The sequence below is a fragment of the Pseudomonas sp. R4-39-08 genome, from assembly GCF_003852275.1.
Taxonomy (GTDB): domain Bacteria; phylum Pseudomonadota; class Gammaproteobacteria; order Pseudomonadales; family Pseudomonadaceae; genus Aquipseudomonas.
Genome location: NZ_CP027733.1, coordinates 3,513,783 through 3,537,842, shown reverse-complemented (window position 1 = coordinate 3,537,842; position 24,060 = coordinate 3,513,783). Strand labels below are relative to the sequence as shown.

Annotated in this window: 20 protein-coding genes and 1 pseudogene; 7 read left to right on the top strand and 14 right to left on the bottom strand. The window is 59.5% G+C overall.

All coding sequences use genetic code 11. The annotated features are described in order from the left end of the window. Positions 1 to 7: 7 nt before the first annotated feature. From C4J88_RS16355 to C4J88_RS16315, 9 genes are all read right to left on the bottom strand, one after another. Entirely contained in the window at positions 8 to 421 is a 414-nt protein-coding gene (locus C4J88_RS16355; RefSeq protein WP_003192109.1) for an NADH-quinone oxidoreductase subunit A, read from the bottom strand. A gap of 808 nt (positions 422 to 1,229) precedes the next feature. After that, positions 1,230 to 2,555 carry an isocitrate lyase gene (gene aceA / locus C4J88_RS16350; protein ID WP_124407558.1) on the bottom strand — a complete coding sequence of 442 codons (1,326 nt, stop codon included), beginning with the start codon at positions 2,553 to 2,555 and terminating at the stop codon, positions 1,230 to 1,232. 177 nt (positions 2,556 to 2,732) lie between these two features. Then, on the bottom strand, positions 2,733 to 3,470 hold the full coding sequence (locus C4J88_RS16345) for a secretin N-terminal domain-containing protein (RefSeq protein ID WP_124407557.1): 738 nt from the start codon (positions 3,468 to 3,470) through the stop codon (positions 2,733 to 2,735). 218 nt (positions 3,471 to 3,688) lie between these two features. Then, complete coding sequence (locus tag C4J88_RS16340; RefSeq protein ID WP_124367415.1) at positions 3,689 to 4,111, bottom strand: GNAT family N-acetyltransferase; 423 nt, start codon at positions 4,109 to 4,111, stop codon at positions 3,689 to 3,691. Further along, complete coding sequence (locus C4J88_RS16335; protein WP_124407556.1) at positions 4,104 to 5,270, bottom strand: cupin domain-containing protein; 1,167 nt, start codon at positions 5,268 to 5,270, stop codon at positions 4,104 to 4,106. The genes C4J88_RS16340 and C4J88_RS16335 overlap by 8 nt, the downstream gene beginning before the upstream one ends. An 83-nt stretch (positions 5,271 to 5,353) precedes the next feature. After that, the gene (purB, locus tag C4J88_RS16330) at positions 5,354 to 6,724 is read right to left on the bottom strand and encodes an adenylosuccinate lyase (protein ID WP_124363294.1); all 1,371 of its coding nucleotides are present in this window, start codon (positions 6,722 to 6,724) and stop codon (positions 5,354 to 5,356) included. Positions 6,725 to 6,849: 125 nt separating this feature from the next. Next, entirely contained in the window at positions 6,850 to 7,473 is a 624-nt protein-coding gene (gene hflD / locus C4J88_RS16325) for a high frequency lysogenization protein HflD (RefSeq protein ID WP_017137510.1), read from the bottom strand. Beyond that, on the bottom strand, positions 7,470 to 8,594 hold the full coding sequence (gene mnmA / locus C4J88_RS16320; protein ID WP_124367413.1) for a tRNA 2-thiouridine(34) synthase MnmA: 1,125 nt from the start codon (positions 8,592 to 8,594) through the stop codon (positions 7,470 to 7,472). Before mnmA ends, hflD begins: the two co-directional genes overlap by 4 nt. 59 nt (positions 8,595 to 8,653) lie before the next feature. Beyond that, complete coding sequence (locus C4J88_RS16315; RefSeq protein WP_124363292.1) at positions 8,654 to 9,100, bottom strand: NUDIX hydrolase; 447 nt, start codon at positions 9,098 to 9,100, stop codon at positions 8,654 to 8,656. A gap of 183 nt (positions 9,101 to 9,283) precedes the next feature. Here C4J88_RS16315 and C4J88_RS16310 point away from each other — a divergent pair, with 183 nt between their 5' ends. Both C4J88_RS16310 and C4J88_RS16305 read left to right on the top strand, forming a co-directional pair. After that, complete coding sequence (locus tag C4J88_RS16310; protein WP_124407555.1) at positions 9,284 to 10,264, top strand: DMT family transporter; 981 nt, start codon at positions 9,284 to 9,286, stop codon at positions 10,262 to 10,264. Between the two features lie 72 nt (positions 10,265 to 10,336). Then, a complete protein-coding gene (locus C4J88_RS16305; RefSeq protein WP_124407554.1) occupies positions 10,337 to 11,209 on the top strand; it encodes a LysR family transcriptional regulator in 873 nt (290 codons plus the stop codon). 57 nt (positions 11,210 to 11,266) lie between these two features. Here C4J88_RS16305 and C4J88_RS16300 read toward each other — a convergent pair whose 3' ends face one another. After that, positions 11,267 to 13,492, bottom strand: a complete 2,226-nt coding sequence (locus C4J88_RS16300) for an NADP-dependent isocitrate dehydrogenase (RefSeq protein ID WP_124407553.1) — start codon at positions 13,490 to 13,492, stop codon at positions 11,267 to 11,269. 494 nt (positions 13,493 to 13,986) lie between these two features. Between C4J88_RS16300 and icd the strand changes: the two genes are divergently transcribed. Continuing rightward, on the top strand, positions 13,987 to 15,243 hold the full coding sequence (icd, locus tag C4J88_RS16295; protein ID WP_124407552.1) for an NADP-dependent isocitrate dehydrogenase: 1,257 nt from the start codon (positions 13,987 to 13,989) through the stop codon (positions 15,241 to 15,243). A 56-nt stretch (positions 15,244 to 15,299) separates the two neighbouring features. Here icd and C4J88_RS27805 read toward each other — a convergent pair. Continuing rightward, a pseudogene (locus C4J88_RS27805) lies at positions 15,300 to 15,575 on the bottom strand (cold shock domain-containing protein); the annotation flags it as partial. A gap of 224 nt (positions 15,576 to 15,799) precedes the next feature. On the opposite strand from C4J88_RS27805, the gene clpS reads away from it, so the two are divergent. Both clpS and clpA read left to right on the top strand, forming a co-directional pair. After that, on the top strand, positions 15,800 to 16,168 hold the full coding sequence (gene clpS / locus C4J88_RS16285) for an ATP-dependent Clp protease adapter ClpS (RefSeq protein WP_124363288.1): 369 nt from the start codon (positions 15,800 to 15,802) through the stop codon (positions 16,166 to 16,168). Between the two features lie 29 nt (positions 16,169 to 16,197). Then, complete coding sequence (gene clpA / locus C4J88_RS16280; protein ID WP_124367408.1) at positions 16,198 to 18,468, top strand: ATP-dependent Clp protease ATP-binding subunit ClpA; 2,271 nt, start codon at positions 16,198 to 16,200, stop codon at positions 18,466 to 18,468. Between the two features lie 241 nt (positions 18,469 to 18,709). On the opposite strand, the gene infA is transcribed toward clpA, so the two are convergent. The 3 genes from infA to aat all read right to left on the bottom strand — a co-directional run bounded on the left by infA (position 18,710) and on the right by aat (position 20,473). Then, positions 18,710 to 18,928 (bottom strand): translation initiation factor IF-1, encoded by a 219-nt coding sequence (gene infA / locus C4J88_RS16275; protein ID WP_002553999.1) that lies wholly within the window; start codon positions 18,926 to 18,928, stop codon positions 18,710 to 18,712. Between the two features lie 100 nt (positions 18,929 to 19,028). Next, the gene (locus C4J88_RS16270) at positions 19,029 to 19,736 is read right to left on the bottom strand and encodes an arginyltransferase (RefSeq protein ID WP_124367407.1); all 708 of its coding nucleotides are present in this window, start codon (positions 19,734 to 19,736) and stop codon (positions 19,029 to 19,031) included. Positions 19,737 to 19,792: 56 nt separating this feature from the next. Continuing rightward, positions 19,793 to 20,473: a leucyl/phenylalanyl-tRNA--protein transferase gene (gene aat / locus C4J88_RS16265; protein WP_124407550.1), complete on the bottom strand. Its 681-nt coding sequence runs from the start codon at positions 20,471 to 20,473 to the stop codon at positions 19,793 to 19,795. Positions 20,474 to 20,973: 500 nt separating this feature from the next. Here aat and C4J88_RS16260 point away from each other — a divergent pair, with 500 nt between their 5' ends. Then, a complete protein-coding gene (locus tag C4J88_RS16260) occupies positions 20,974 to 23,382 on the top strand; it encodes a DNA translocase FtsK (RefSeq protein ID WP_124363284.1) in 2,409 nt (802 codons plus the stop codon). A gap of 54 nt (positions 23,383 to 23,436) precedes the next feature. Further along, the gene (gene lolA / locus C4J88_RS16255; RefSeq protein ID WP_124363283.1) at positions 23,437 to 24,060 is read left to right on the top strand and encodes an outer membrane lipoprotein chaperone LolA; all 624 of its coding nucleotides are present in this window, start codon (positions 23,437 to 23,439) and stop codon (positions 24,058 to 24,060) included.

The following is a 24,060-nucleotide window of genomic DNA, read 5'->3' as shown; positions in this document are numbered from 1 at the left end:
CAAAGCCTCATTGTTTCAGCTTCGCTTGCCGCTTGCGACGAGCTTCCGGAGCCCAGTCAAGGGCGCCCACTCGGAACAGGTAGACAAGACCTGCCAACAGAATTGCTATGAAAACGAGAGCTTCGACGAATCCGGTCCAGCCGCTTTCGCGGACGGACACAGACCAGGCAAAGAGAAAGAGGGCTTCGATATCGAAGATCACGAAGAGCATCGCGACCAGATAGAATTTGGCTGAGAGCCGCAAGCGGGCGCCACCTGTAGGTAGCATGCCCGACTCGAACGGTTCGTTTTTGCTGCGGCCCCAGGCTTTTGACCCGAGGAGGCTGGAGACGCCGAGCATGAAAGCGCAAAGGCCTACAACACCGAGGAGGAAAATGGCAAAGCCCCAGTTGTGGGCCATGAGTCCTGTCGCGTCGGTCATGCTGGAAATCCTTAACAGAGAGCAAAGGTCTCTGAGCTCGAAAAAGTAACGATGCAGTGACGATATGTCGCACTGCAATCAATCGCGGTGATTTTATGGCTAAACACCGGGCAAGTAAAATTCCTGTGGCGAAATTATTCGATGGAATAAGCACATAGTGCACCGTTGTGGGGCTGTAGCCCTTGCAGCATGGGCATTAGCGGGCTTTTGAACAATTGCGTTTTGTTTGACCGGTAAGAAAGTTTTCATGGTTTAAATGATAATGAATATTGTTTGCGCAGGGTTTAAGCGAATGTTTCTCGTGTGGCGGGGGAAGTTGCCGTTACTTGTGTGATTGTCGCCGGTTGATGGAACGGATTTTGTAACCGATTTATCTGCAGCGAATACCGCTCTGGATCAAGGTTTTGCACAAAATCTTCAGGCTGATCGCATTCCAATGTGGGAGGGGGCTTGCCCTAATGCAAGTCAGCTAAGCGTACACCACCGTCTGTAGGAGCGAGCTTGCTCGCGAAAAACGTCAACGATAACGCGTGCTTCCTGAATAAACGCGGTGCCTGTGAGTTTTTCGCGAGCAAGCTCGCTCCTACAAAAAGCCTTAACTGACTGGCATTAGGGCTTGCCCCCGATGGCGGTGGATCAGCAACAGATGTGCTGACTGGCACTCAGCAATCGGGAGCAAGCCCCCTCCCACAGTTGATTTTGGGTGTGACTGAAACAAAAAAAACGCCCCGAACCAGTCGGGGCGTGATGTTGTGCGGCACTGCGGTTAGGTCTTCCCTGGGGCCGCAATGGCCGGGTACTCAGTCACTCAGTGGAACTGCTCTTCTTCGGTCGAACCGGTCAGCGCGGTCACGGACGAGGTGCCGCCCTGGATCACGGTGGTCATGTCGTCGAAGTAGCCGGTGCCCACTTCCTGCTGGTGCGCCACAAAGGTATAGCCTTTGGCGGCGTCAGCGAACTCCTGCTCCTGCAGCTTCACGTAGGCGGTCATGTCGTTGCGGGCGTAGTCGTGCGCCAGGCTGAACATGCTGTGCCACATGTTGTGAATGCCGGCCAGGGTGATGAACTGGTGCTTGTAGCCCATGGCCGACAGTTCACGCTGGAACTTGGCAATGGTCGCGTCGTCCAGGTTCTTCTTCCAGTTGAAGGAAGGCGAGCAGTTGTAGGACAGCAGCTGGTCCGGGTATTCCTTTTTGATCGCTTCGGCGAAGCGGCGGGCTTCGTCCAGGTCCGGCTTGGCGGTTTCGCACCAGATCAGGTCGGCGTACGGTGCGTAGGCCAGGCCGCGAGCGATCGCCTGGTCGAGGCCGGCGCGTACTTTGTAGAAGCCTTCCTGGGTGCGTTCGCCGGTCACGAACGGTTGGTCGTACGGGTCGCAGTCCGAGGTCAGCAGGTCGGCGGCGTTGGCATCGGTGCGCGCCAGGATGATGGTCGGCGTACCGGCAACGTCAGCGGCCAAGCGGGCAGCGGTCAGCTTCTGTACAGCTTCCTGGGTTGGGACCAGTACTTTGCCGCCCATGTGGCCGCATTTTTTCACCGAAGCCAGCTGGTCTTCGAAGTGAACGCCGGCGGCGCCCGCCTCGATCATGCTCTTCATCAGCTCGTAGGCGTTGAGTACGCCACCGAAACCGGCTTCAGCGTCAGCCACGATCGGCGCGAAGTAATCGATGTAGCCTTGGTCGCCCGGGCCTTTACCGGCTTTCCACTGGATCTGGTCGGCGCGACGGAACGCGTTGTTGATGCGCTTGACCACGGTTGGCACCGAGTCCACCGGGTACAGCGATTGGTCGGGGTACATGGATTCAGCGGAGTTGTTATCCGCTGCCACTTGCCAGCCGGACAGGTAGATCGCCTGGATGCCGGCTTTTACCTGTTGCACTGCCTGGCCGCCTGTGAGGGCGCCCATGCAGTTGACGAAATCTTTGTCGGGACGGAAGGACGGCTTGGCGCCTTGGGTGACCAGGTTCCACAGCTTCTCGGCGCCGAGTTTTGCAAAGGTGTGCTCGGGTTGGACCGAGCCACGCAGGCGGACGACGTCAGCAGCGGAATAAGCGCGGGTCACGCCTTTCCAGCGTGGGTTTTCAGCCCAGTCTTTCTCAAGGGCTGCAATTTGCTGTTCACGTGTCAGTGCCATGTAGATAAACCTCGTCGTCGCGTCTTGTAGGGTTCGAAGGCCCTTGCCAGGGCCCCTGATAAGCGGGAGCGAGGCCATCATGCACAGCCTTTTTGAGGGCGTCAAATGTTTTGTAGTGCTTTTTTTCGAGCACTACATATTTGTTCTTGGACGACTCGGCAGTCAGTTTTTGGTGCTTCAGTTCAGCGTGTCGACCTTGACCCGCAAAGTCAGGTCATCGCGGCCCTGAGTAGAGTAGCTGCGGGTTGTAGAGGATTTGTCGGCTTGGGTTTCGCGGTTGACGCCGGCCAGGGAGATCCACTCGCCCAGGCGCCCGCTGACGCTTGTGTCGGTACTTTGCACGTTCACTACATCGGGACGTTCCTGGCTCATGCGGTCACGGTTGGTACTGATGGCGAGGTGAACGGTCTCGCCGGTGACGCTGGCGGTCACGTAGAAACCCTGGGTGACGTTGCGATACTGGGTCTGGTTCTGCAGGCGCCCGTAGCTGTCCTGCTGGGTGGTGGTCAGCGGTACGCTTTGACCGACCTGGATCAGCGCGGGTACGCCTTCGCTGGCCTGGATCTGCTGGATGCCGCCGTCGCGGCTGGTAGTGCCGTAGCTGATGATGCGGGTCTGGCTGTCGCCGCTGTTCTGCTGATTGTTTTCGTTGGTGTCGACGGTGATCAGCAGGCGCTTGGCAGGGGTGTCGAGTTGAGAGAGCAGGGTGCGCAGGTCCTGGATTTTGCCGGGGTCGGCGTTAATGATCAGTTGATTGCCGTAGGCACTCACGGTGCCGTCCTTGCCGATGAAGTTCTGCGCCACGGGCAGCAGGTCGGCGCTGGTGCGGTTGCTCAGGTTGACGACTTGGGTGTCAGCCATGGCCGAAACGCTGGCGGTCAGGAGGAGGGCGGTGAGCAGGGTGCGTAGGAACATGTCCGTGATCTCGGCGAGTCAAAGGCTGGATAGTGCCAGTTTGTCGGCCTGGCGGGTCGCAAGTTGAATACTAGACGGCAAAATGCCCTGGCAAGGCAGGGCATTCTGGGGTGTTGCTGGAATAGCCATCGGGGGCAAGCCCCCTCCCACACTGACTGGGTTCACAGGTCAAAATGTGGGAGGGGGCTTGCCCCCGATGGCAGCGCTGCGGTCTCGGCTCAGCCCTCGCGCACCATATCAACATGGGGAATCCCGACTTCAAGGAATTCATCGCTGACGATCCTGAAGCCCAGCCGCTCATAAAACGGCGCCGCGTACACCTGCGCACTGAGGAATTGCCGGGTCTGGCCACGCTTCTCGGCTTGGCCGATCACCGCTTCCATCAGCTTGTCGCCGACTTTAAGCCCGCGCCAGTCCTTGAGCACCGATACGCGTCCGATTTCGCCACTGGGCAGCAAGCGAGCGGTGCCAATCGGAAAGTCGCCTTCGAATGCCAGGAAATGCATTGCGCCGGCGTCGTCCGCGTCCCACTCCAGCTCCGGTGGGACCGATTGTTCAGCGATGAATACCGCTTCACGAATGCGCCGAATCTCGTCGATATCCTTTCGCCAGTCCGCGACACTTACGTGAATCTTATTCATCCGCAAACCCCAGGCTGCCTTGCTTGACCAGTTCGCACAGCAGGTCGCGACCGTCTTCGTCCGCCAGCCAAACGCCCAGATTTTCGTTGTGCAGGGCGTCTGCCGAGCACACCAGTTTCAACAGTTCGCGCAGTTTGCCCGGCAGGTAACGGCTCTGGCCGCTGGCGAACAGCAGCACATCGTCGTCCACTTCCGACCAGGCCAGGCGCGCGCTCGGGTTGCGTACCAGGATCGCGCCGTCTTGCAGGCTGCTGATGAAATCGTCCTCGCCCAACTCTTCACCTGCCACCAGCTCCGGGTAGCGCGGTTCGGTCATGAACTGGCCGAACCAGGTCAGCAGCATGCGCTCGTCGCTCATGTGCTCGGCCAACAGGCTCTTGAGGCGGTCCAGAGCGTCGCTCTGGATCTGGTGCGGGTCGCTGACTGGCTGGGCGTCGGCGTCGGTGTAGCGCTCTTCGTCGGTCAGGTACTGGCTGAGGAAGTCGGTGAAGTGGGTCAGCACTTCGGCGGCGCTTGGGGCGCGAAAGCCCACCGAGTAAGTCATGCAGTCGTCTTCGGCGATGCCGAAGTGCGCCAGGCGCGGCGGCAGGTACAGCATGTCGCCCGGCTCGAGCACCCATTCGGCACTTTCTTCGAATTCGGCGAGGATGCGCAGATCGGCGTGCTGCAGCAGCGCGCTTTCAGAGCTGCACATCTGGCCGATCTTCCAATTGCGCTTGCCCTGGGCTTGCAGCAGGAACACATCGTAGTTGTCGAAGTGCGGACCGACGCTGCCACCCGGCGCGGCGAAGCTGATCATCACATCGTCGATGCGCCAGCTTGGCAGGAAGCGGAAATGCTCTAGCAATTCGGCAACTTCCGGCACGAACTGGTCGACCGCCTGCACCAGCAGGGTCCACTCACGCTCGGGCAGGGTGCTGAAGGCATCTTCGGCGAACGGGCCGCGACGCAGTTCCCACGGACGCTCGCCGTGTTCGATCACCAGGCGCGATTCGACTTCCTCTTCCAGCGCCAGGCCGGCCAGTTCGTCGGCGTCGATCGGGCTTTCGAAATCAGGGATGGCCTGGCGGATCAACAGCGGTTTTTTCTGCCAGTAGTCGCGCAGGAATTCCCGTGCCGTGATGCCGCCCAGAAGTTGAAGAGGGATATCAGGATTCATGTGTAACCTATTGAAAAAAAGCACTTTTAAGACAGGAATAAAAACGCCCGGCGCGGCCGGGCGTCTCAAGGGGCTCGCGTGGATCAGATGCGCTTGGCTTGCTCTACAGCGTTACCGATGTAGTTGGCTGGGGTGAGCAGTTTCAGCTCGGCCTTGGCAGCGGCTGGCATGTCCAGGCCATCGATGAAAGTTTGCAGTGCGTCGGAGGTAATCCCCTTGCCGCGCGTCAACTCTTTGAGCTTCTCGTAGGGGTTTTCGATGTTATAGCGGCGCATTACGGTCTGGATCGGCTCGGCCAGCACTTCCCAGCAGGCGTCCAGGTCAGCGGCGATTTTCTGCTCGTTGAGTTCCAGCTTGCTGATGCCTTTGAGGCTGGCTTCGTACGCGATCACGCTGTGGGCAAAGCCCACGCCGAGGTTGCGCAGTACGGTGGAGTCGGTCAGGTCGCGCTGCCAGCGCGAGATCGGCAGCTTGCTGGCCAGGTGCTGGAACAGGGCGTTGGCGATACCCAGGTTGCCTTCGGAGTTTTCGAAGTCGATCGGGTTGACCTTGTGCGGCATGGTCGACGAACCGATTTCACCGGCAATGGTGCGCTGCTTGAAATAGCCCAGGGAGATGTAGCCCCAGATATCGCGATCGAAGTCGATCAGGATGGTGTTGAAGCGCGCGATTGCGTCGAACAGCTCGGCAATGTAGTCGTGGGGTTCGATTTGCGTGGTGTAGGGGTTGAAGCCCAGGCCCAGCTCGTCTTCGATGAAGGCGCGGGCGTTGGCTTCCCAGTCGATCTCGGGGTAGGCCGACAGGTGGGCGTTGTAGTTGCCCACGGCACCGTTGATCTTGCCAAGCAATGGCACGGCGGCGACTTGAGCGATCTGGCGCTCCAGGCGGTACACCACGTTGGCCAGTTCTTTGCCCAGGGTGGTCGGCGAGGCCGGCTGGCCGTGGGTGCGCGAGAGCATCGGCACGGCGGCGAAACGGATCGCCAGCTCGCGGATGGCCTCGGCGGTCTGGCGCATCAGCGGCAGCATCACCTCATCACGGCCTTCGCGCAGCATCAGGGCGTGGGACAGGTTGTTGATGTCCTCGCTGGTGCAGGCAAAGTGGATGAACTCGCTGACTTGGGCCAGTTCCGGCAGCTTGGCCGCCTGCTCCTTGAGCAGGTACTCAATGGCTTTGACGTCGTGGTTGGTGGTGCGCTCGATCTCTTTCACACGCTCGGCGTGCTCCAGGGAGAAGTTTTCCGCCAGGGTGTTCAAGACAGCGTTGGCTTCGGCGGAAAACGCCGGCACTTCGCTGATGGCAGGGTGAGCGGCCAGGCGCTGGAGCCAGCGCACTTCAACCAGGACACGGGCACGGATCAGGCCGTACTCGCTGAAAATAGGGCGCAGGGCCTGGGTCTTGCCGGCGTAGCGGCCGTCAACAGGGGAAACCGCAGTGAGCGAAGAAAGCTGCATGGGGTGTTCTCGGACAGTCGGGCAACGAAATGGGGCGCGTATCATACATGAAAATATTCGCCGGTCCGTCGCCAACTGACCGGCGTATTACGCGTAACAGCTTGAAAAAGGTCTGCTGGTGCGACTTATTCGTTGCGCATCAACGGGTAAAGCTCTTTGAGCAATTTGCGCCGGCTGATTACCAGTTGCCAGCGATGGCCACCCAACTGGCGCCACAACCGCGCCGAACGAATACCCGCCAGGAGCAGGGCGCGGATTTTCGAGGCGTTGTTCGGTTGCTGCAGGTTGCGCATGTCGCCGTGCACCTGAATGCGCTGGCGCAGGGTGCTCAGAGTGTCCTGGTACAGCGCGCCACAGGCGGCGATCACGTTCTCGTGGGCCGGGCCGAAGTGCTCCACCTGGGACTGGATCTGCGGCAGGCGCTTGCCAATGGTTTCCAGCAGGTCGTCGCGCTTGGCCAGTTGACGCTCCAGGCCGAGCATCGACAGGGCGTAGCGCAGGGGTTCGCGCTGCAGGGTGCTGGGGTCGCGTTCCAGGGCGCCGATCAGGGCGCGGTAACCTTCACGCAGCGCCAGGTCGTCGCCACCGTAGACTTCCAGGGTGTCCTTGGGGTCGCGGATCAGCAGGCTGCCGAGCATGCAGGTCAGGCCCGCCTCGGTGACCTGGCCGGTCTTGGCGATCTTGTCCACCAGCACCGCCGCAAGGAAAACCCCGCCCAGTGCGGTCAACTGCTCCTGGGTCGGGCTCATGCCGGGTTGCTCCAGGCTTGCGCAACTTCAATCACGCCGCCGCCCAGGCAGATGTCGCCGTCATAGAACACCACGGATTGGCCAGGGGTGACTGCGCGCTGCGGGTCATCGAAGGTGGCACGGTAGCCGGTAGCGGTTTTTTCCAGGGTGCAGGGCTGGTCGCTCTGGCGATAGCGCACTTTGGCGGTCAGGCGGCGCGGGGTGCTCAGGTCGATGGGGTTGACCCAATAGATTTCTGAAGCGAGCAGGGCGCCGGAGAACAGCAAGGGATGCTCATTGCCTTGGCCGACGATCAGCACATTGTTTTCCAGATCCTTGACCAGCACGTACCACGGCTCTTCGCCGGCATCTTTCAAGCCGCCGATGCCCAGGCCCTGGCGCTGACCAATGGTGTGGTACATCAGGCCGTGGTGACGGCCGATCACTTCACCGTCGGTGGTCTTGATCTCGCCCGGTTGTGCCGGCAGGTATTGCTTGAGGAAATCGCTGAAGCGGCGCTCGCCGATAAAGCAGATTCCGGTGGAATCCTTCTTCTTGGCGGTGGCCAGGCCGTGTTGTTCGGCGATCCTGCGCACTTCGGGCTTTTCCAGCTCGCCCACCGGGAACAGGGTCTTGGCGATCTGTTCACCGCCCACGGCGTGCAGGAAGTAGCTCTGGTCCTTGTTCGGGTCCAGGCCCTTGAGCAGTTCGGTGCGGCCATCGATATCGCGGCGGCGCACATAGTGGCCGGTGGCAATCAGGTCGGCGCCGAGCATCATCGCGTAGTCGAGGAACGCCTTGAACTTGATCTCGCGGTTGCACAGGATATCCGGGTTCGGCGTGCGCCCGGCCTTGTATTCGGCCAGGAAGTGCTCGAACACATTGTCCCAGTACTCGGCGGCGAAGTTGGCGGTGTGCAGCTTGATACCGATCTTGTCGCACACGGCCTGGGCGTCCGCGAGGTCGTCCATCGCGGTGCAGTATTCCGTTCCATCGTCTTCTTCCCAGTTCTTCATGAACAGGCCTTCCACCTCATAACCCTGCTCCATGAGCAGAACGGCGGAAACGGAAGAATCCACGCCGCCGGACATACCGACGATGACGCGCTTCTTTTGTGTGTCAGAAGGGGCTGGATCACGCATAGGGTTTCAACGGGTGTCTTGAAAAAGGACGCGATTCTAGCAGGCCTGGGCCCGCAAGGCTAAAGAGAAGGACGGATCAATTCCAGGCTGTGACGCTGGCCGGCCAGATAATCATCGATACAGCGGATGATCAGCTCGCTGCGCCAGTCGTCGCGCAGTTCCATCAGTTCGTCACGGGTCAGCCAGCGGGCGCGCAGGATGCCTTCGTCGAGTTGGTACTCCGGGTGGTGTTTCAGGGCCTTGGCGATGAAGCAGACCCGTTGATAGGTCACGCCATTGCTCGGGGCTGTGTACAGGTAGATGCCGACGATGCCGGTGGCTTCGACGTCCCAGCCGGTCTCTTCGAGAGTTTCGCGCACAGCGGCTTCGGTCAGGGTTTCGTTCGGGTCGAGATGGCCGGCCGGCTGGTTGAGCACAGCGCGACCGCCCTTGAGTTCCTCGACCATCAGGAAACGGCCATTGTCTTCGACGATCGTGGCGACAGTGATGTGGGGGAGCCAGGTCATGAAAGCCTCTCGATTCAGGATACAACGCGCTCTTCAAGCAGAATTGCGGTCAGTGTGGGAGGGGGCTTGCTCCCGCTAGCGGTATGTCAGCCAGTACATTGGCGGCTGACACGCCGCGATCGGGGCAAGCCCCCTCCCACATTTGGATTCGGTTTCTTCAGAGCTGATGCATAAGCAATCTGCATGATACATCTGACATTTTATGATTTTACCGATTTCAGCGCATGGCGCAGCTTATCTCTCCAGGACTATCAGTTTGGAGAGTGTCATGAACCGGTTGCTCATAAACGCTACCAAGTGCGCCTCACATCGCCGCTGCCCATAACCTTCATTCTGCTGTGGAGTTCCGGCTACATCGGCGGTGCGTTCGGTGTGCGTTATGGCGAGCCCTTCACCATGACGTTCTATCGATTTGCCTTGGCTGCCCTCGTGTTCCTGGGGGTGGCGCTCGTCATCAAGGCGCAGTGGCCCCGGCGGCTTACGCCTTACCTTCATGCGGCGGCAGTCGGCCTGCTTTTGCAAGCCCTGCAATTCGGCGGTCTCTACACCGGGATAAGTCAGGGCGTCCCAGCTGGGCAGGCGGCGTTGATCGTCGGGCTGATGCCGGTGTTCGTCGTGATCGGTGCCTATTTCTGCTTGGGTGAACAATTGAGTTGGCGCGATCTGCCGGGTTCGATCCTGGGTGTTGGCGGCGTGGCCATCGTCGTGGCCAGCAGTTTTTTTGGCTCCGAGGCGTCAGTTGGCGGTTACGGCGCGGTGGGCTTAGCGCTATTGGGTATCACGCTTGGCACGCTCTATCAGAAGCGTTTTCTTGGCGGGGTGAATCTATGGGTGGGTTGTTTCATACAGATGGCTACCGCGTCACTGGTCATGTTGCTGTTGGCATATACCACCGAAACCATGCAGGTGACTGAGTTGGCTCCGTTCGCAGCATCGGTAGCCTGGATCACGCTGATGAACTCCGTGGGTGCGCTGACGCTGCTCTATTTGATGATTCGGCGCGGGGAGGCGAGCAAAGCGACGAACTTGTTTCATGTGATTCCAGCGGTCACGCAGATTATGGCGTCGTTGGTGTTGGGTGAGGTGCCGGGTGTGATTGCGATTGTGGGATTTGTTGTTTCAGGAGCGGGGGTTTATTGGATGAATCATGCGCGTGCCAGGTAGGCAGCCTTGACAGCCATAGCAGGCGCCTTGCACTAATGGCGCGGAATAGTTACTCACGCGCATGGGTGTGTCATGAGAGTCAATCTTGATATCCAGTCGCTGCGCAGTTTCCTCAAAGTCGCGGAGCTGGGCAGTTTCACACGGGCCGCGCAGGCGTTGAGCCTGACCCAGCCGGCAATCAGCCAGCAGGTTCGACGACTTGAGGATTTGCTGGGTGTCGAGCTTTTTGCCCGCGACAACCGTCAGGTGTTGCTCACCCTTGAAGGGGAGCGCCTGACCGGCTATGCCCAGCAGATGGTCAGCGTTAACGACAAGGTGGGGAGCCTGTTTGATGTCAGCCGCACTCAAGAATCCGTGACGCTGGGTATACCCGAATATTTCAGCGAGGAAATTCTGCAGCGCGTTATTCCTGCTGTGGCGCTCGAGTTGCCTTCAGTGCGAATTGTGGTCAAGGTCGCACGTTCCATGCTGCTCGCCGAGGCGTTCAGTGAAGGAAGAATCGATATTGGCCTGATGATTGATGAGTTGCCAAAAGTCGCAGGTGTGCCTTTACATGCACTTTCGTTGATGTGGCTGGGTGGCGAGCGCGCGGCAGCCCCCATGGAACGGCAGGAAATTTCGCTGGCTTTGTTCAAGGCGCCCTGCATCTTCAGGAGCCTGGCGATTCGGCGCTTGGAGGAGAGTGGGGTCAGGTGGCGCTGTGTGTATGAGTCTGAAGACTTGATGTCGTTGCGTTCAGCTGTCCAGGCGGGCGTCGGCGTGACGCTTTTACCCTGGTTTGCCCAAGTGCCGGGCTTGAAAGGCGTCGAAGCGCTCGCGCATTTGCCCGCCCTGCCGGGGTTTGGCGTCGAACTCAAGCAGAGGCTGGGTTGGGAGCCTTGGTACGCGTCGCAGTTGCTGGCGATTATCGAGGCTGCTTGGCGCGGGGAATACGGCGCTGCATAAGCCCTGAAAACACAAACCCCGGCACTCGGCCGGGGTTTGTGGTATCGCTTTACAACCTTACTTCAACTTGGCAATCGCCGCATTCAGCGTGTTGCTTGGGCGCATGGCCTTGCTGGTCAGCTCCGGGTTCGGCGCGTAGTAGCCGCCGATGTCCACTGGCTTGCCCTGTACGGCGTTGAGCTCGGCAACGATGGTTGCTTCGTTCGCGGCCAGGGTCTTGGCCAGTTCGCCGAACTGCGCTTGCAGTGCCGTGTCTTCGGTCTGGGCGGCCAGGGCCTGGGCCCAGTACAGTGCCAGGTAGAAGTGGCTGCCGCGGTTGTCGATGTTGCCGACTTTGCGCGATGGCGACTTGTTGTTGTCGAGGAACTGGCCGGTGGCCTGGTCCAGGGTCTTGGACAGGACCAGGGCTTTCGGGTTGTTGTACGTCACGCCCAGGTGCTCGAGGGACGCGGCCAGGGCCAGGAACTCGCCCAGGGAATCCCAGCGCAGGAAGTTTTCTTCCAGCAGCTGCTGCACGTGTTTCGGCGCCGAACCGCCGGCGCCGGTTTCGAACAGGCCGCCGCCGTTCATCAGTGGCACGATCGACAGCATCTTGGCGCTGGTGCCCAGCTCCATGATCGGGAACAGGTCGGTCAGATAGTCGCGCAGTACGTTACCGGTCACCGAGATGGTGTCCAGGCCCTTGCGGGTGCGTTCCAGGGTGAACTTCATCGCGTCGACCGGGGCCATGATGCGGATGTCCAGGCCTTCGGTGTTGTGGTCTTTCAGGTAGGCCTGAACTTTCTCGACCACCACGCCATCGTGAGCGCGCTGAGGGTCCAGCCAGAAGATGGCCGGGGTGTTGCTGGCGCGGGCACGGTTGACGGCGAGCTTGACCCAATCCTGGATCGGCGCGTCTTTGGTCTGGCACATGCGGAAGATATCGCCCGCTTCGACGTTCTGTTCCATCAGCAGGTTGCCCTTGCTGTCGGTGACGCGGACTACGCCGTCAGCCTTGATCTGGAAGGTCTTGTCGTGGGAGCCGTACTCTTCGGCTTTCTTCGCCATCAGGCCAACGTTTGGCACGCTGCCCATGGTGGTGGGATCGAAGGCGCCATTGGCCTTGCAGTCTTCGATGACCGCCTGGTAGATGGTGGCGTAGCAGCGATCCGGGATCACGGCCTTGGTGTCGTGCAGTTGGCCGTCGGTGCCCCACATTTTGCCGGAGTCACGGATCATGGCTGGCATCGAGGCGTCGACGATCACGTCGCTCGGCACGTGCAGGTTGGTGATGCCTTTGTCGGAGTTGACCATCGCCAGCGAAGGGCGAGCGGCATAGACCGCCTGGATGTCCGCTTCGATCTGCGCTTGTTGCTCGGCAGGCAGGGCCTTGATGCGCGCGTACAGGTCGCCGATGCCGTTGTTCAGGTTGAAGCCGATCTGCTCCAGCACAGTCGCGTGCTTGGCCAGGGCGTCTTTATAGAATTCGGCAACGATCTGGCCGAACATGATTGGGTCGGAGACCTTCATCATGGTCGCTTTCAGGTGAACCGACAGCAGCACGCCTTGCTTCTTGGCGTCTTCGATCTCGGCGGCGATGAACGCGCGCAGGGCTTTCTTGCTCAGTACGGCGGTGTCGATGATCTCGCCAGTCTGTACCGAGGTCTTTTCTTTCAGGACGGTGGCGGTGCCGTCTTGAGCGATCAGCTCGATTTTGACAGCGTCAGCGGTTTCGATCTGTACGGCTTTTTCGCTGCCGTAGAAGTCGCCATTGCTCATGTGGGCAATGTGCGATTTGGAGTCGGCAGACCAGGCGCCCATCTTGTGGGGGTGCTTGCGTGCGTAGTTCTTGACCGACAGCGGTGCGCGGCGGTCGGAGTTGCCTTCGCGCAGGACCGGGTTCACGGCGCTGCCCTTGACCTTGTCGTAACGGGCACGGGTTTCTTTTTCCGCGTCGGTGGTTACGGTTTCCGGGTAGTCCGGCAGGGCGTAGCCCTGGGCCTGCAGTTCCTTGATCGCGGCTTGCAGCTGCGGGGTCGAGGCGCTGATGTTAGGCAGCTTGATGATGTTGGCTTCAGGCGTAACGGCCAGGTCGCCCAGTTCGGCGAGGTGGTCCGGGATAGCCTTGTCGCCCAGTTGCTCGGGGAAGCTTGCGAGGATGCGCCCGGCGAGGGAAATATCGCGGGTTTCCACGGCAATATCAGCGGAAGCGGTGAAGGCCTCTACGATAGGCAGCAGTGAATAGGTGGCGAGGGCTGGGGCTTCGTCGGTGAAGGTGTAGATGATCTTCGAGCGGGTGGGCATATTCGGATTAACTCTCTTCTTTGCTGAAAGCGTGCGCAGAAACTCGAGATGCGCCGGGTGGAGCGCGTTCGTTCAAAGTCATCCATGAGCGAAATGTCGAGGTTTCTTCGCGGTGATGTTGGGTTGCATCAGTCGAGCGTCAAGCGTTTGGACTATTGTAATAGTCCTGCTTTCTGGCTGAAGGCTACTGTCTAGAGCGGTCAACCGTCGTGACTCTTTGGTCAGCGGCGGCATTATACATAGGTCGCTATGCTTACGCTGAGCCTTCATACAAAAGGTGGGTCGTCCATTGGTCTAAAGGTCGCAGGCAGCGCCTGTGCGGCTAAAGTCGCACGGGGTGCTCAAGATTGGCGATTTTGCCTTTGCTTTCAGGCTTGTAGGCGACAATTTATGCTGTTTTCGATGCAAATGAGCATGGCGCAAGGTTTCAGTCGCCATTTATCTGGAGTAGGCTCGAACGCAGCCAGATGTTCAATCCATAGATGGAGTTCAGCATGGGATACAAGAAGATTCAGGTTCCGGCAGTCGGCGACAAAATCACCGTCAATGCAGACCATTCTCTCAATGTTCCTGACCAACCGATCATCCCCTATATCGAAGGTGACGGTATTGGCGTCGACATCAGCCCAGTGATGATCAAGGTGGTCGACGCAGCTGTTGAAAAGGCCTACGGCGGCAAGCGCAAAATCTCGTGGATGGAGGTGTACGCCGGCGAGAAGGCCACCCAAGTCTACGACCAAGACACCTGGCTGCCTCAGGAAACCCTGGATGCGGTCAAGGATTACGTGGTGTCCATCAAGGGCCCGCTGACCACCCCGGTCGGCGGCGGCATCCGTTCGCTGAACGTGGCCCTGCGCCAGCAACTCGACCTCTATGTATGCCTGCGCCCGGTGCGCTGGTTCGAAGGCGTGCCCAGCCCGGTCAAGAAGCCGGGCGATGTGGACATGACCATCTTCCGTGAGAACTCCGAGGACATTTACGCCGGCATCGAGTGGAAGGCCGGTTCGCCTGAGGCGATCAAGGTGATCAAGTTCCTCAAGGAGGAGATGGGCGTTACCAAGATCCGCTTCGACCAGGATTGCGGCATTGGTATCAAGCCGGTTTCCAAGGAAGGCACCCAGCGCCTGGCGCGCAAGGCCCTGCAATATGTAGTGGATAACGACCGCGACTCGCTGACCATCGTCCACAAAGGCAACATCATGAAGTTCACCGAAGGGGCCTTCAAGGAGTGGGCCTACGAAGTGGCGGCCGAGGAGTTCGGCGCAACCCTGCTCGATGGCGGGCCGTGGATGCAGTTCAAGAACCCGAAGACCGGCAAGAACGTGGTGGTCAAGGATGCGATTGCCGATGCGATGCTCCAGCAGATCCTGCTGCGCCCGGCTGAATATGACGTGATTGCGACGCTCAACCTGAACGGCGACTACCTGTCTGACGCCCTGGCGGCGGAAGTGGGCGGCATCGGTATTGCGCCGGGGGCCAACCTGTCCGACACCGTGGCCATGTTCGAAGCCACCCACGGTACTGCACCGAAGTACGCGGGCAAGGATCAGGTCAACCCGGGCTCATTGATTCTTTCGGCGGAAATGATGCTGCGGCATATGGGCTGGGTAGAGGCGGCCGATCTGATCATCAAGGGCACCAACGGTGCGATTTCGGCGAAGACCGTGACCTATGACTTTGAACGCCTGATGGACGGGGCGACATTGGTGTCGTCGTCGGGCTTTGGTGATGCGCTGATCAAGCATATGTAAGCAGGTGCATGAAAACCGGCCATCCGATGACTGGAGTGGCCGGTTTCTTTGCCCGACGGAGAATCAGGCAGTTTCTTTTTTTCTGCTTGAGTGGCCAGTGCCACAGACGCTTCGGTTGCAGGGCTCATGGACGCAAAAACGCCCTCGGCTTGCTTTCCTTTCCGTCCTTCAACAATTTTTTCGAACTGTACAGGCTCGTTCGCTTTCAGCGTTTTATAACCATCCATTTTTATCTGCGAGTAATGCACGAAAATATCTTCTTCGTAGCCTTCTACTCTAATGAATCCAAACCCCTTGGCGTTGTTGAACCACTTGACCTCTCCACTAGCCATTCCCTTATCCCTCTGCACCAGACCCCATCACTGGAGTATCATCCCGTCTATCCGTCCTAACCCGAATAAATAAGGTTGACTGCGCGGACCTTTTTTACCCACTGTGGGCTCTATTGGTTGTAACACCGATTTGCCGATAGTCAAGGCGACCGAAGGGTCAGAGTTGAAAATCTGACAGCTCGCCCCCACCACTGTATTTGAACCACTGACGAACCTTTCTTTCCATGCATGCAAATAGCCAGATTCGACTAACATTCAATCAGGATCGCCCGGATCAGGAACATGACGACGACGGTTCTGCAGGCATTGCTGTTCAGGAGGCCAAGCCTGCTTTACAGGCGCCGCCGATGTACAAGGTGGTTTTGTTCAATGATGACTACACACCGATGGATTTCGTGGTCGAAGTGCTCGAGGTGTTTTTTAACCTGAACCGCGAGTTGGCGACCAAGGTAATGCTGGCCGTTCACACAGAAGGACGGGCAGTATGTGGAGTGTTTACCCGCGACATCGCCGAGACAAAGGCCATGCAGGTCAACCAGTACGCCAGGGACAGCCAGCATCCGCTACTCTGTGAAATCGAGAAGGACGGTTAACGCCGACCACTTGGGTATGAGGTGAAGCTATGTTAAACCGCGAGCTCGAAGTCACCCTCAATCTTGCCTTCAAGGAGGCTCGTTCGAAGCGTCATGAATTCATGACCGTCGAGCACCTGCTGCTGGCACTTTTGGATAACGAAGCTGCCGCCACCGTTCTACGTGCGTGCGGCGCCAACCTCGACAAACTCAAGCATGACCTGCAGGAGTTTATCGACTCCACCACGCCACTGATTCCCGTGCATGACGAGGACCGTGAGACCCAGCCGACCCTGGGCTTCCAGCGGGTATTGCAGCGTGCCGTATTCCACGTACAGAGCTCCGGTAAGCGTGAAGTCACGGGCGCCAATGTGCTGGTGGCGATTTTCAGCGAACAGGAAAGCCAGGCCGTATTTCTGCTCAAGCAGCAGAGCGTTGCCCGTATTGATGTTGTTAACTACATCGCCCACGGTATCTCCAAGGTGCCGGGGCACGGCGATCATTCCGAGGGTGAGCAGGATATGCAGGACGACGAGGGCGGTGAGTCTTCCTCTTCAAGCAATCCGCTGGATGCCTATGCCAGCAATCTCAATGAGTTGGCGCGCCAGGGGCGGATCGATCCGCTGGTGGGGCGTGAGCTCGAGGTTGAACGTGTAGCGCAGATCCTCGCGCGCCGTCGCAAGAACAACCCGTTGCTGGTGGGTGAAGCGGGCGTGGGGAAAACCGCGATCGCCGAGGGCCTGGCCAAGCGTATCGTCGACAATCAGGTGCCGGACCTGCTGGCCAACAGCGTCGTCTACTCCCTGGACCTGGGCGCGTTGCTCGCCGGGACCAAGTACCGTGGCGATTTCGAGAAGCGCTTCAAGGCGCTGCTCGGCGAGCTGAAAAAACGCCCGCAGGCGATTCTGTTCATCGACGAAATCCACACCATCATTGGTGCCGGCGCCGCGTCGGGCGGGGTGATGGACGCGTCCAACCTGCTCAAGCCGCTGCTGTCGTCGGGTGATATCCGCTGCATTGGCTCGACCACGTTCCAGGAATTCCGCGGGATCTTCGAAAAAGACCGTGCCCTGGCGCGTCGTTTCCAGAAAGTCGACGTGTCCGAGCCTTCGGTTGAAGACACCATCGGCATCCTGCGCGGGCTCAAGGGCCGGTTTGAAGCGCATCATGGCATCGAGTACACCGATGAGGCCTTGCGTGCGGCGGCTGAGCTGGCGTCGCGCTACATCAATGACCGGCACATGCCGGACAAGGCGATCGATGTGATCGACGAGGCGGGGGCCTACCAGCGCCTGCAGCCGGTCGAGAAACGTGTGAAGCGCATCGACGTGCCTCAGGTCGAGGACATCGTGGCGAAGATCGCGCGTATTCCGCCTAAACACGTCAACAGCTCCGATAAAGAGCTGCTGCGTAACCTGGAACGTGACCTCAAGCTGACCGTGTTTGGCCAGGACGCGGCCATCGATGCGTTGTCCACCGCGATCAAGCTGTCGCGCGCGGGCCTCAAGTCGCCAGACAAACCCGTGGGCTCGTTCCTGTTCGCCGGCCCCACCGGTGTCGGCAAAACCGAGGCGGCGCGCCAATTGGCCAAAGCCATGGGGATCGAGCTGGTGCGCTTCGACATGTCCGAATACATGGAGCGTCACACCGTGTCGCGCCTGATCGGTGCGCCTCCGGGCTATGTCGGCTTCGACCAGGGTGGCCTGTTGACCGAGGCGATCACCAAGCAGCCGCATTGCGTATTGTTGCTCGATGAAATCGAGAAGGCGCATCCGGAAGTCTTCAACCTGCTGTTGCAGGTGATGGATCACGGCACCCTGACCGACAACAACGGGCGCAAGGCGGATTTCCGCAACGTGATCGTGATCATGACCACCAACGCCGGTGCTGAAACCGCTGCGCGGGCGTCGATCGGCTTTACGCATCAGGATCACTCCTCCGATGCGATGGAAGTGATCAAGAAGAGCTTCACGCCGGAGTTCCGTAACCGTCTGGACACCATTATCCAATTTGGTCGCCTCAGCCATGAGGTCATCAAAAGCGTGGTGGACAAGTTCCTCACCGAGCTTCAGGCGCAGTTGGAAGACAAGCGCGTGCAACTGGATGTGACGGAGGCAGCGCGCAGCTGGATTGCGGAAGGCGGCTACGACGCGGCAATGGGCGCTCGCCCGATGGCGCGTCTGATCCAGGACAAGATCAAGCGGCCGTTGGCCGAAGAGATCCTGTTCGGCGAGCTTTCCGACCATGGTGGCGTGGTGCATATCGATCTGAAGGACGGCGAACTGACCTTCGACTTCGAAACCACCGCTGAAATGGCCTGACCGTTCCTGCAATAACACAAAGGCGCCGAAAGGCGCCTTTTTGCTGGAATGCCATTACCAAAACGATGTGTTTCCAATGTGGGAGGGGGCTTGCTCCCGATAGCGGTATATCAGTCACCCATGTACTGGCTGAACCACCGCTATCGGGGGCAAGCCCCCTCCCACATTTGGTCATTGATGGCCCAAAAAACCCACGCACACAAAAACGCCCGGCAGAACCGGGCGTTTTGTATTGACTTGCTTAGCGAGCGCGGTAAGTGATGCGCCCTTTGCTCAAGTCATAGGGCGTCAGCTCGACGCGCACTTTGTCACCGGTAAGAATACGAATGTAGTTCTTGCGCATCTTGCCGGAGATATGCGCGGTTACGACGTGCCCATTTTCCAACTCCACACGAAACATGGTGTTGGGCAGGGTGTCGACGACAGTGCCTTCCATTTCGAAGCTGTCTTCTTTCGACATGCAGTAAAGCCCTCGGTATCCAGTGAATGGCCCGGTGCAACTGCGCCAGGCAAAAGCGGCGTGCATTGTGCCCGAAAAAGGGTGTTCAAGCCAAGGGGTTCTAGTTAAGCGTTACCCATCTTTGATTAATCAGCAGTTCAATGGGCCGATATTGGGTCTTGTAGTTCATCTTTTTGCAGTTCTTGATCCAGTATCCAAGGTACACCGCCTCCAGTTCCAGGCGCAGTGCTTCACCTATCTGCCAGAGAATGGCAAAGCGTCCCAGGCTGCGGCGCTCTTCGGCGGGTTCATAGAAGGTGTACACCGCCGACAGGCCGTTGGGCAGCAAGTCGGTGACCGCCACCGCCAGTAGCCGTCCGTCGAGGCGGAATTCGTAGAAGCGCGAAAAAGGCAGGTCGCGCACCAGGAAGGTGGAAAACTGATCGCGGCTGGGCGGGAACATATCGCCGTCGGCGTGGCGCTGTTCGATGTAGCGCTGATAAAGATCGAAGTATTCTTCGCTGTACTGCGGTTTGACCGCATCTACTGTCAGGTCGGCGTTGCGCTTGAGAATGCGTTTCTGGTTGCGATCCGGCACAAATTGCGCCACCGGAATCCGCGCCGGCACGCAAGCGTTGCAATTTTGGCAGTGAGGCCGGTACAGGTGATCGCCGCTGCGCCGAAAGCCCATCTCCGACAGGTCGGCGTACACATGCACGTCCATCGGTTGGCTGGGATCGAGGAACAGCGTAGTGGCCTGCTCGTCGGGCAGATAGCTGCAAGAGTGGGCTTGAGTGGCATAGAACTTCAAGCGCGCCAGCTCGGTCATGATCAACCCTCGGGATAAGCTTTGAAATAAGTGTAAGCCAGGTACGCGGATGGCGCTTAAGAAACCCACGGCCCAGAGCTGGGCACGTCCAGGTGATTGCCCAACCACTGCGCGAACTCGGTGCGCGGTATGGCGCGTGCGCCCAGGCTGTGCAGGTGGTCGTTGGGCATCTGGCAGTCAATCAGCACAAAGCCCCAGGCCTGCAATTGCCGGGTCAGCGTGGCGAAGCCGAATTTGGAGGCGTTGTCGGCGCGGCTGAACATCGATTCACCAAAAAACAATTGGCCCATCGCCAGGCCGTAAAGGCCTCCGACCAGTTCCCCCTGGTCCCACACCTCCACCGAGTGGGCGTAACCACGCTGATGCAGCTCCAGGTAGGCGCTCTGGATGCCTTGCGTGATCCAGGTGCCATCGGCATAGGCGCGTGGCGCCGCACAGCCTTGAATAACCGCAGCGAAGTCCTGGTCGAAGGTCACGCGATAGCGCTGTTGGCGCAATAATTTGCCGAGGCTGCGCGAGACGTGCAGCTCGTCGGGGAATATCACGGTGCGTGGGTCCGGCGACCACCAGAGAATCGGTTGGCCTTCGGAGAACCAGGGGAAGCAGCCGTGACGATAGGCCTGGATCAACCGTTCGGCTGAGAGGTCGCCGCCGGCGGCAAGCAGGCCGTTGGGTTCGCGCATGGCCTTGGCCAGTGGCGGGAATGTGAGGGTGTCGCGTTGTAACCAGGTCAGCATGGCATCCAGGCTTACGGAAGGGGAGGGGAGTGGCAGGCTGTTGGGCGCCTGCCCCAGGCGGTGATTATTGTCGACACAGCGCCACGGGGCCAGCCCGAATAGGTTTCCGGCGCGGATTAGCGTGTAAGGGTGTTTCTGCAACTCTGTGCATAAGGCGCGGTCGTAATCGGGTCTGGCCAGTGCAGGCACTTTGCCAAGCTTGTCTGGTTTGCTAAATACAGCGCATAAGCCTTTGTCAGCAAAGACAATGCATGCTCAAATTGAGCAGGCTGCAACACCTGGAGGGTTCACGCTGCCGGGTGATGGGCAAGTGCGTGGCATCGCGCACGCAAACCCGTACAATGCGGCGATCGTGGCGTTATCGCCATTTCGCCTATGCGTTACGCAGTGTTAAAAGTAGATTCAGCAACATTCGTCATTTTTCAGCTGCTCGGGACAGAGCAGTCGTGTGCAGTCATTCAACAGATGGACGCGCTAAAAGGCGCAGGAAAAGACCCGTTTTGAAGAAATCCGCCGCAACACCCAAAGCAGCAGTCGTGCCGGCCTGGCGTCAGCACCTGCATTACCGACTCAAGGAAGGTGCGCTGATCGCTATCGGCGCGCTGTGCCTGTTCCTGATGATGGCCTTGCTCACCTATGGCAAGGACGATCCTGGCTGGAGCCACAACAGCAAAATCGACGACGTGCAGAATTTCGGTGGCCCCGTGGGTTCCTACAGCGCCGATATCCTGTTCATGATCCTCGGTTATTTCGCCTACATCTTCCCACTGCTGCTGGCGATCAAGACCTGGCAGATCTTCCGCCAGCGGCATGAACCGTGGCAGTGGAGCGGCTGGCTGTTCTCCTGGCGCCTGATCGGGCTGGTGTTCCTGGTGTTGTCCGGCGCCGCCCTGGCGCATATCCATTTCCACGCGCCCACCGGTCTGCCGGCGGGTGCGGGCGGGGCGCTGGGCGAAAGCCTGGGCGACCTGGCGCGCCGTACCCTGAATATCCAGGGCAGCACCCTGATGTTCATCGCACTGTTTCTGTTCGGCCTTACGGTGTTCACCGACCTGTCTTGGTTCAAAGTGATGGACGTGACCGGCAAGATCACCCTCGATCTGTTCGAGTTGTTCCAGGGTGCCGCCAACCGCTGGTGGGCGGCGCGTGTCGAGCGCAAGCAAATGGTTGCGCAGCTGCGCGAAGTGGACACCCGCGTCAACGAAGTGGTGGCTCCTAGCACGCCGGACCGCCGCGAGCAGGCCAAGGTCAAGGAGCGCCTGATCGAGCGCGAGCAGGCCTTGAGCAAGCACATGTCGGACCGCGAGAAGCAGGTGCCGCCGGTGATCGCTCCCGCGCCGCCCAAGGCGCCCGAGCCAAGCCATCGCGTGCAGAAAGAGAAACAGGCTCCGCTTTTCATCGACAGCGCGGTCGAAGGCACCTTGCCGCCGATCTCGATTCTCGACCCGGCGGAAAAGAAACAGCTCAACTACTCGCCCGAATCCCTGGCGGCCGTCGGCCACCTGCTGGAAATCAAGCTCAAGGAATTCGGGGTCGAAGTGTCGGTAGACTCGATTCACCCAGGCCCGGTGATTACCCGTTACGAAATCCAGCCGGCGGCGGGCGTCAAGGTCAGCCGTATTTCCAACCTGGCCAAAGACCTGGCCCGTTCCCTGGCCGTGACCAGTGTGCGCGTGGTGGAAGTAATTCCTGGCAAGACCACCGTGGGCATCGAGATTCCCAACGAAGACCGCCAGATCGTGCGGTTCTCCGAGGTGCTGTCGACCCCGGAATATGACAATTTCAAATCGCCGGTCACCTTGGCCCTCGGCCATGACATCGGCGGCAAGCCGGTGATCACCGACCTGGCAAAAATGCCGCACCTGCTGGTGGCCGGTACCACCGGTTCCGGTAAGTCGGTGGGCGTGAACGCAATGATCCTGTCGATCCTGTTCAAATCCGGCCCGGACGACGCCAAGCTGATCATGATCGACCCGAAGATGTTGGAATTGTCGATCTACGAAGGCATTCCGCACCTGCTGTGCCCGGTGGTCACCGACATGAAGGACGCCGCCAACGCCCTGCGCTGGAGCGTCGCCGAGATGGAGCGTCGCTACAAGCTGATGGCGAAGATGGGCGTGCGTAACCTGTCCGGCTTCAATGCCAAGGTCAAGGAAGCCCAGGACGCCGGCACACCACTGACCGACCCGCTGTACAAGCGCGAGAACATTCACGACGAAGCGCCACTGCTGACCAAGTTGCCGACCATCGTGGTGGTGGTCGACGAATTCGCCGACATGATGATGATCGTCGGCAAGAAGGTCGAAGAACTGATCGCGCGTATTGCCCAGAAGGCCCGTGCGGCCGGGATCCACTTGATCCTCGCGACCCAGCGGCCGTCGGTGGATGTGATCACCGGCCTGATCAAGGCCAACATCCCCACGCGCATGGCGTTCCAGGTGTCGAGCAAGATCGACTCGCGGACCATCATCGACCAGGGCGGCGCCGAGCAACTGCTGGGCCACGGTGACATGCTCTACATGCCGCCCGGCACCAGCCTGCCGATCCGTGTGCACGGTGCCTTCGTGTCCGACGATGAAGTGCATCGCGTGGTGGAAGCCTGGAAACTGCGTGGCGCACCTGAATATAACGACGAGATCCTCGCCGGCGTTGAAGAGGCCGGCAGCGGCTTCGACGGCGGCAGCGGCGGTGGCGACGATGACGCCGAAACCGACGCGCTGTACGACGAGGCCGTGGCGTTCGTGCTGGAAAGCCGTCGCGCCTCGATTTCTGCGGTGCAACGCAAGCTGAAGATTGGCTACAACCGCGCAGCCCGCATGATCGAGGCCATGGAAAACGCTGGCGTCGTCACCGCAATGAACACCAACGGCTCGCGTGAAATCATCGCCCCCGGGCAGATGCGCGACTGATCCCGCGCCGCGTGGCAGCACGCGGCGCGCCCTGTTTACTCAATGAGGATTCCCATGCGCATTATCCGCATGCTGTTGTTGCCGGTACTGGCCCTGACCGCCGCTTCGGCTCACGCTGACCCAGCTTCGGTGGCCAGCCTGAAGAACCTGCTGGACAAATCCCAGACCCTGACCGCGCGCTTTTCCCAGCTGACCCTGGACGCCGGTGGCACCCAGTTGCAGGAAACCGCAGGCGAAATGGCTGTGCAGCGTCCTGGCCTGTTCTACTGGCATACCGAAGGCAAGGCCGAACAGACCATCGTTTCCGACGGCCAGAAAGTCACGCTGTGGGACCCGGACCTGGAGCAGGCGACCATCAAGAAGCTCGACCCACGGCTGAACCAGACGCCAGCGCTGCTGCTGTCGGGCGATGTATCGAAGATCAATGACAGTTTCGATATCACCTCCAAGCAAACCAGCAACGTGATCGAATTCACCCTCAAGCCCAAATCCAAGGACACGCTGTTTGACAGCCTGCAACTGTCGTTCGGCAACGGCGTGATCAATAACATGCGCCTGATCGACAGCGTCGGCCAGCGCACCGATATCCTGTTTTCCGGGGTCAAGGCCAACCAGCCGGTGCCCGCGTCCAAGTTCAAGTTCGACATCCCCAAGGGTGCCGACGTGATCCAGGAATAA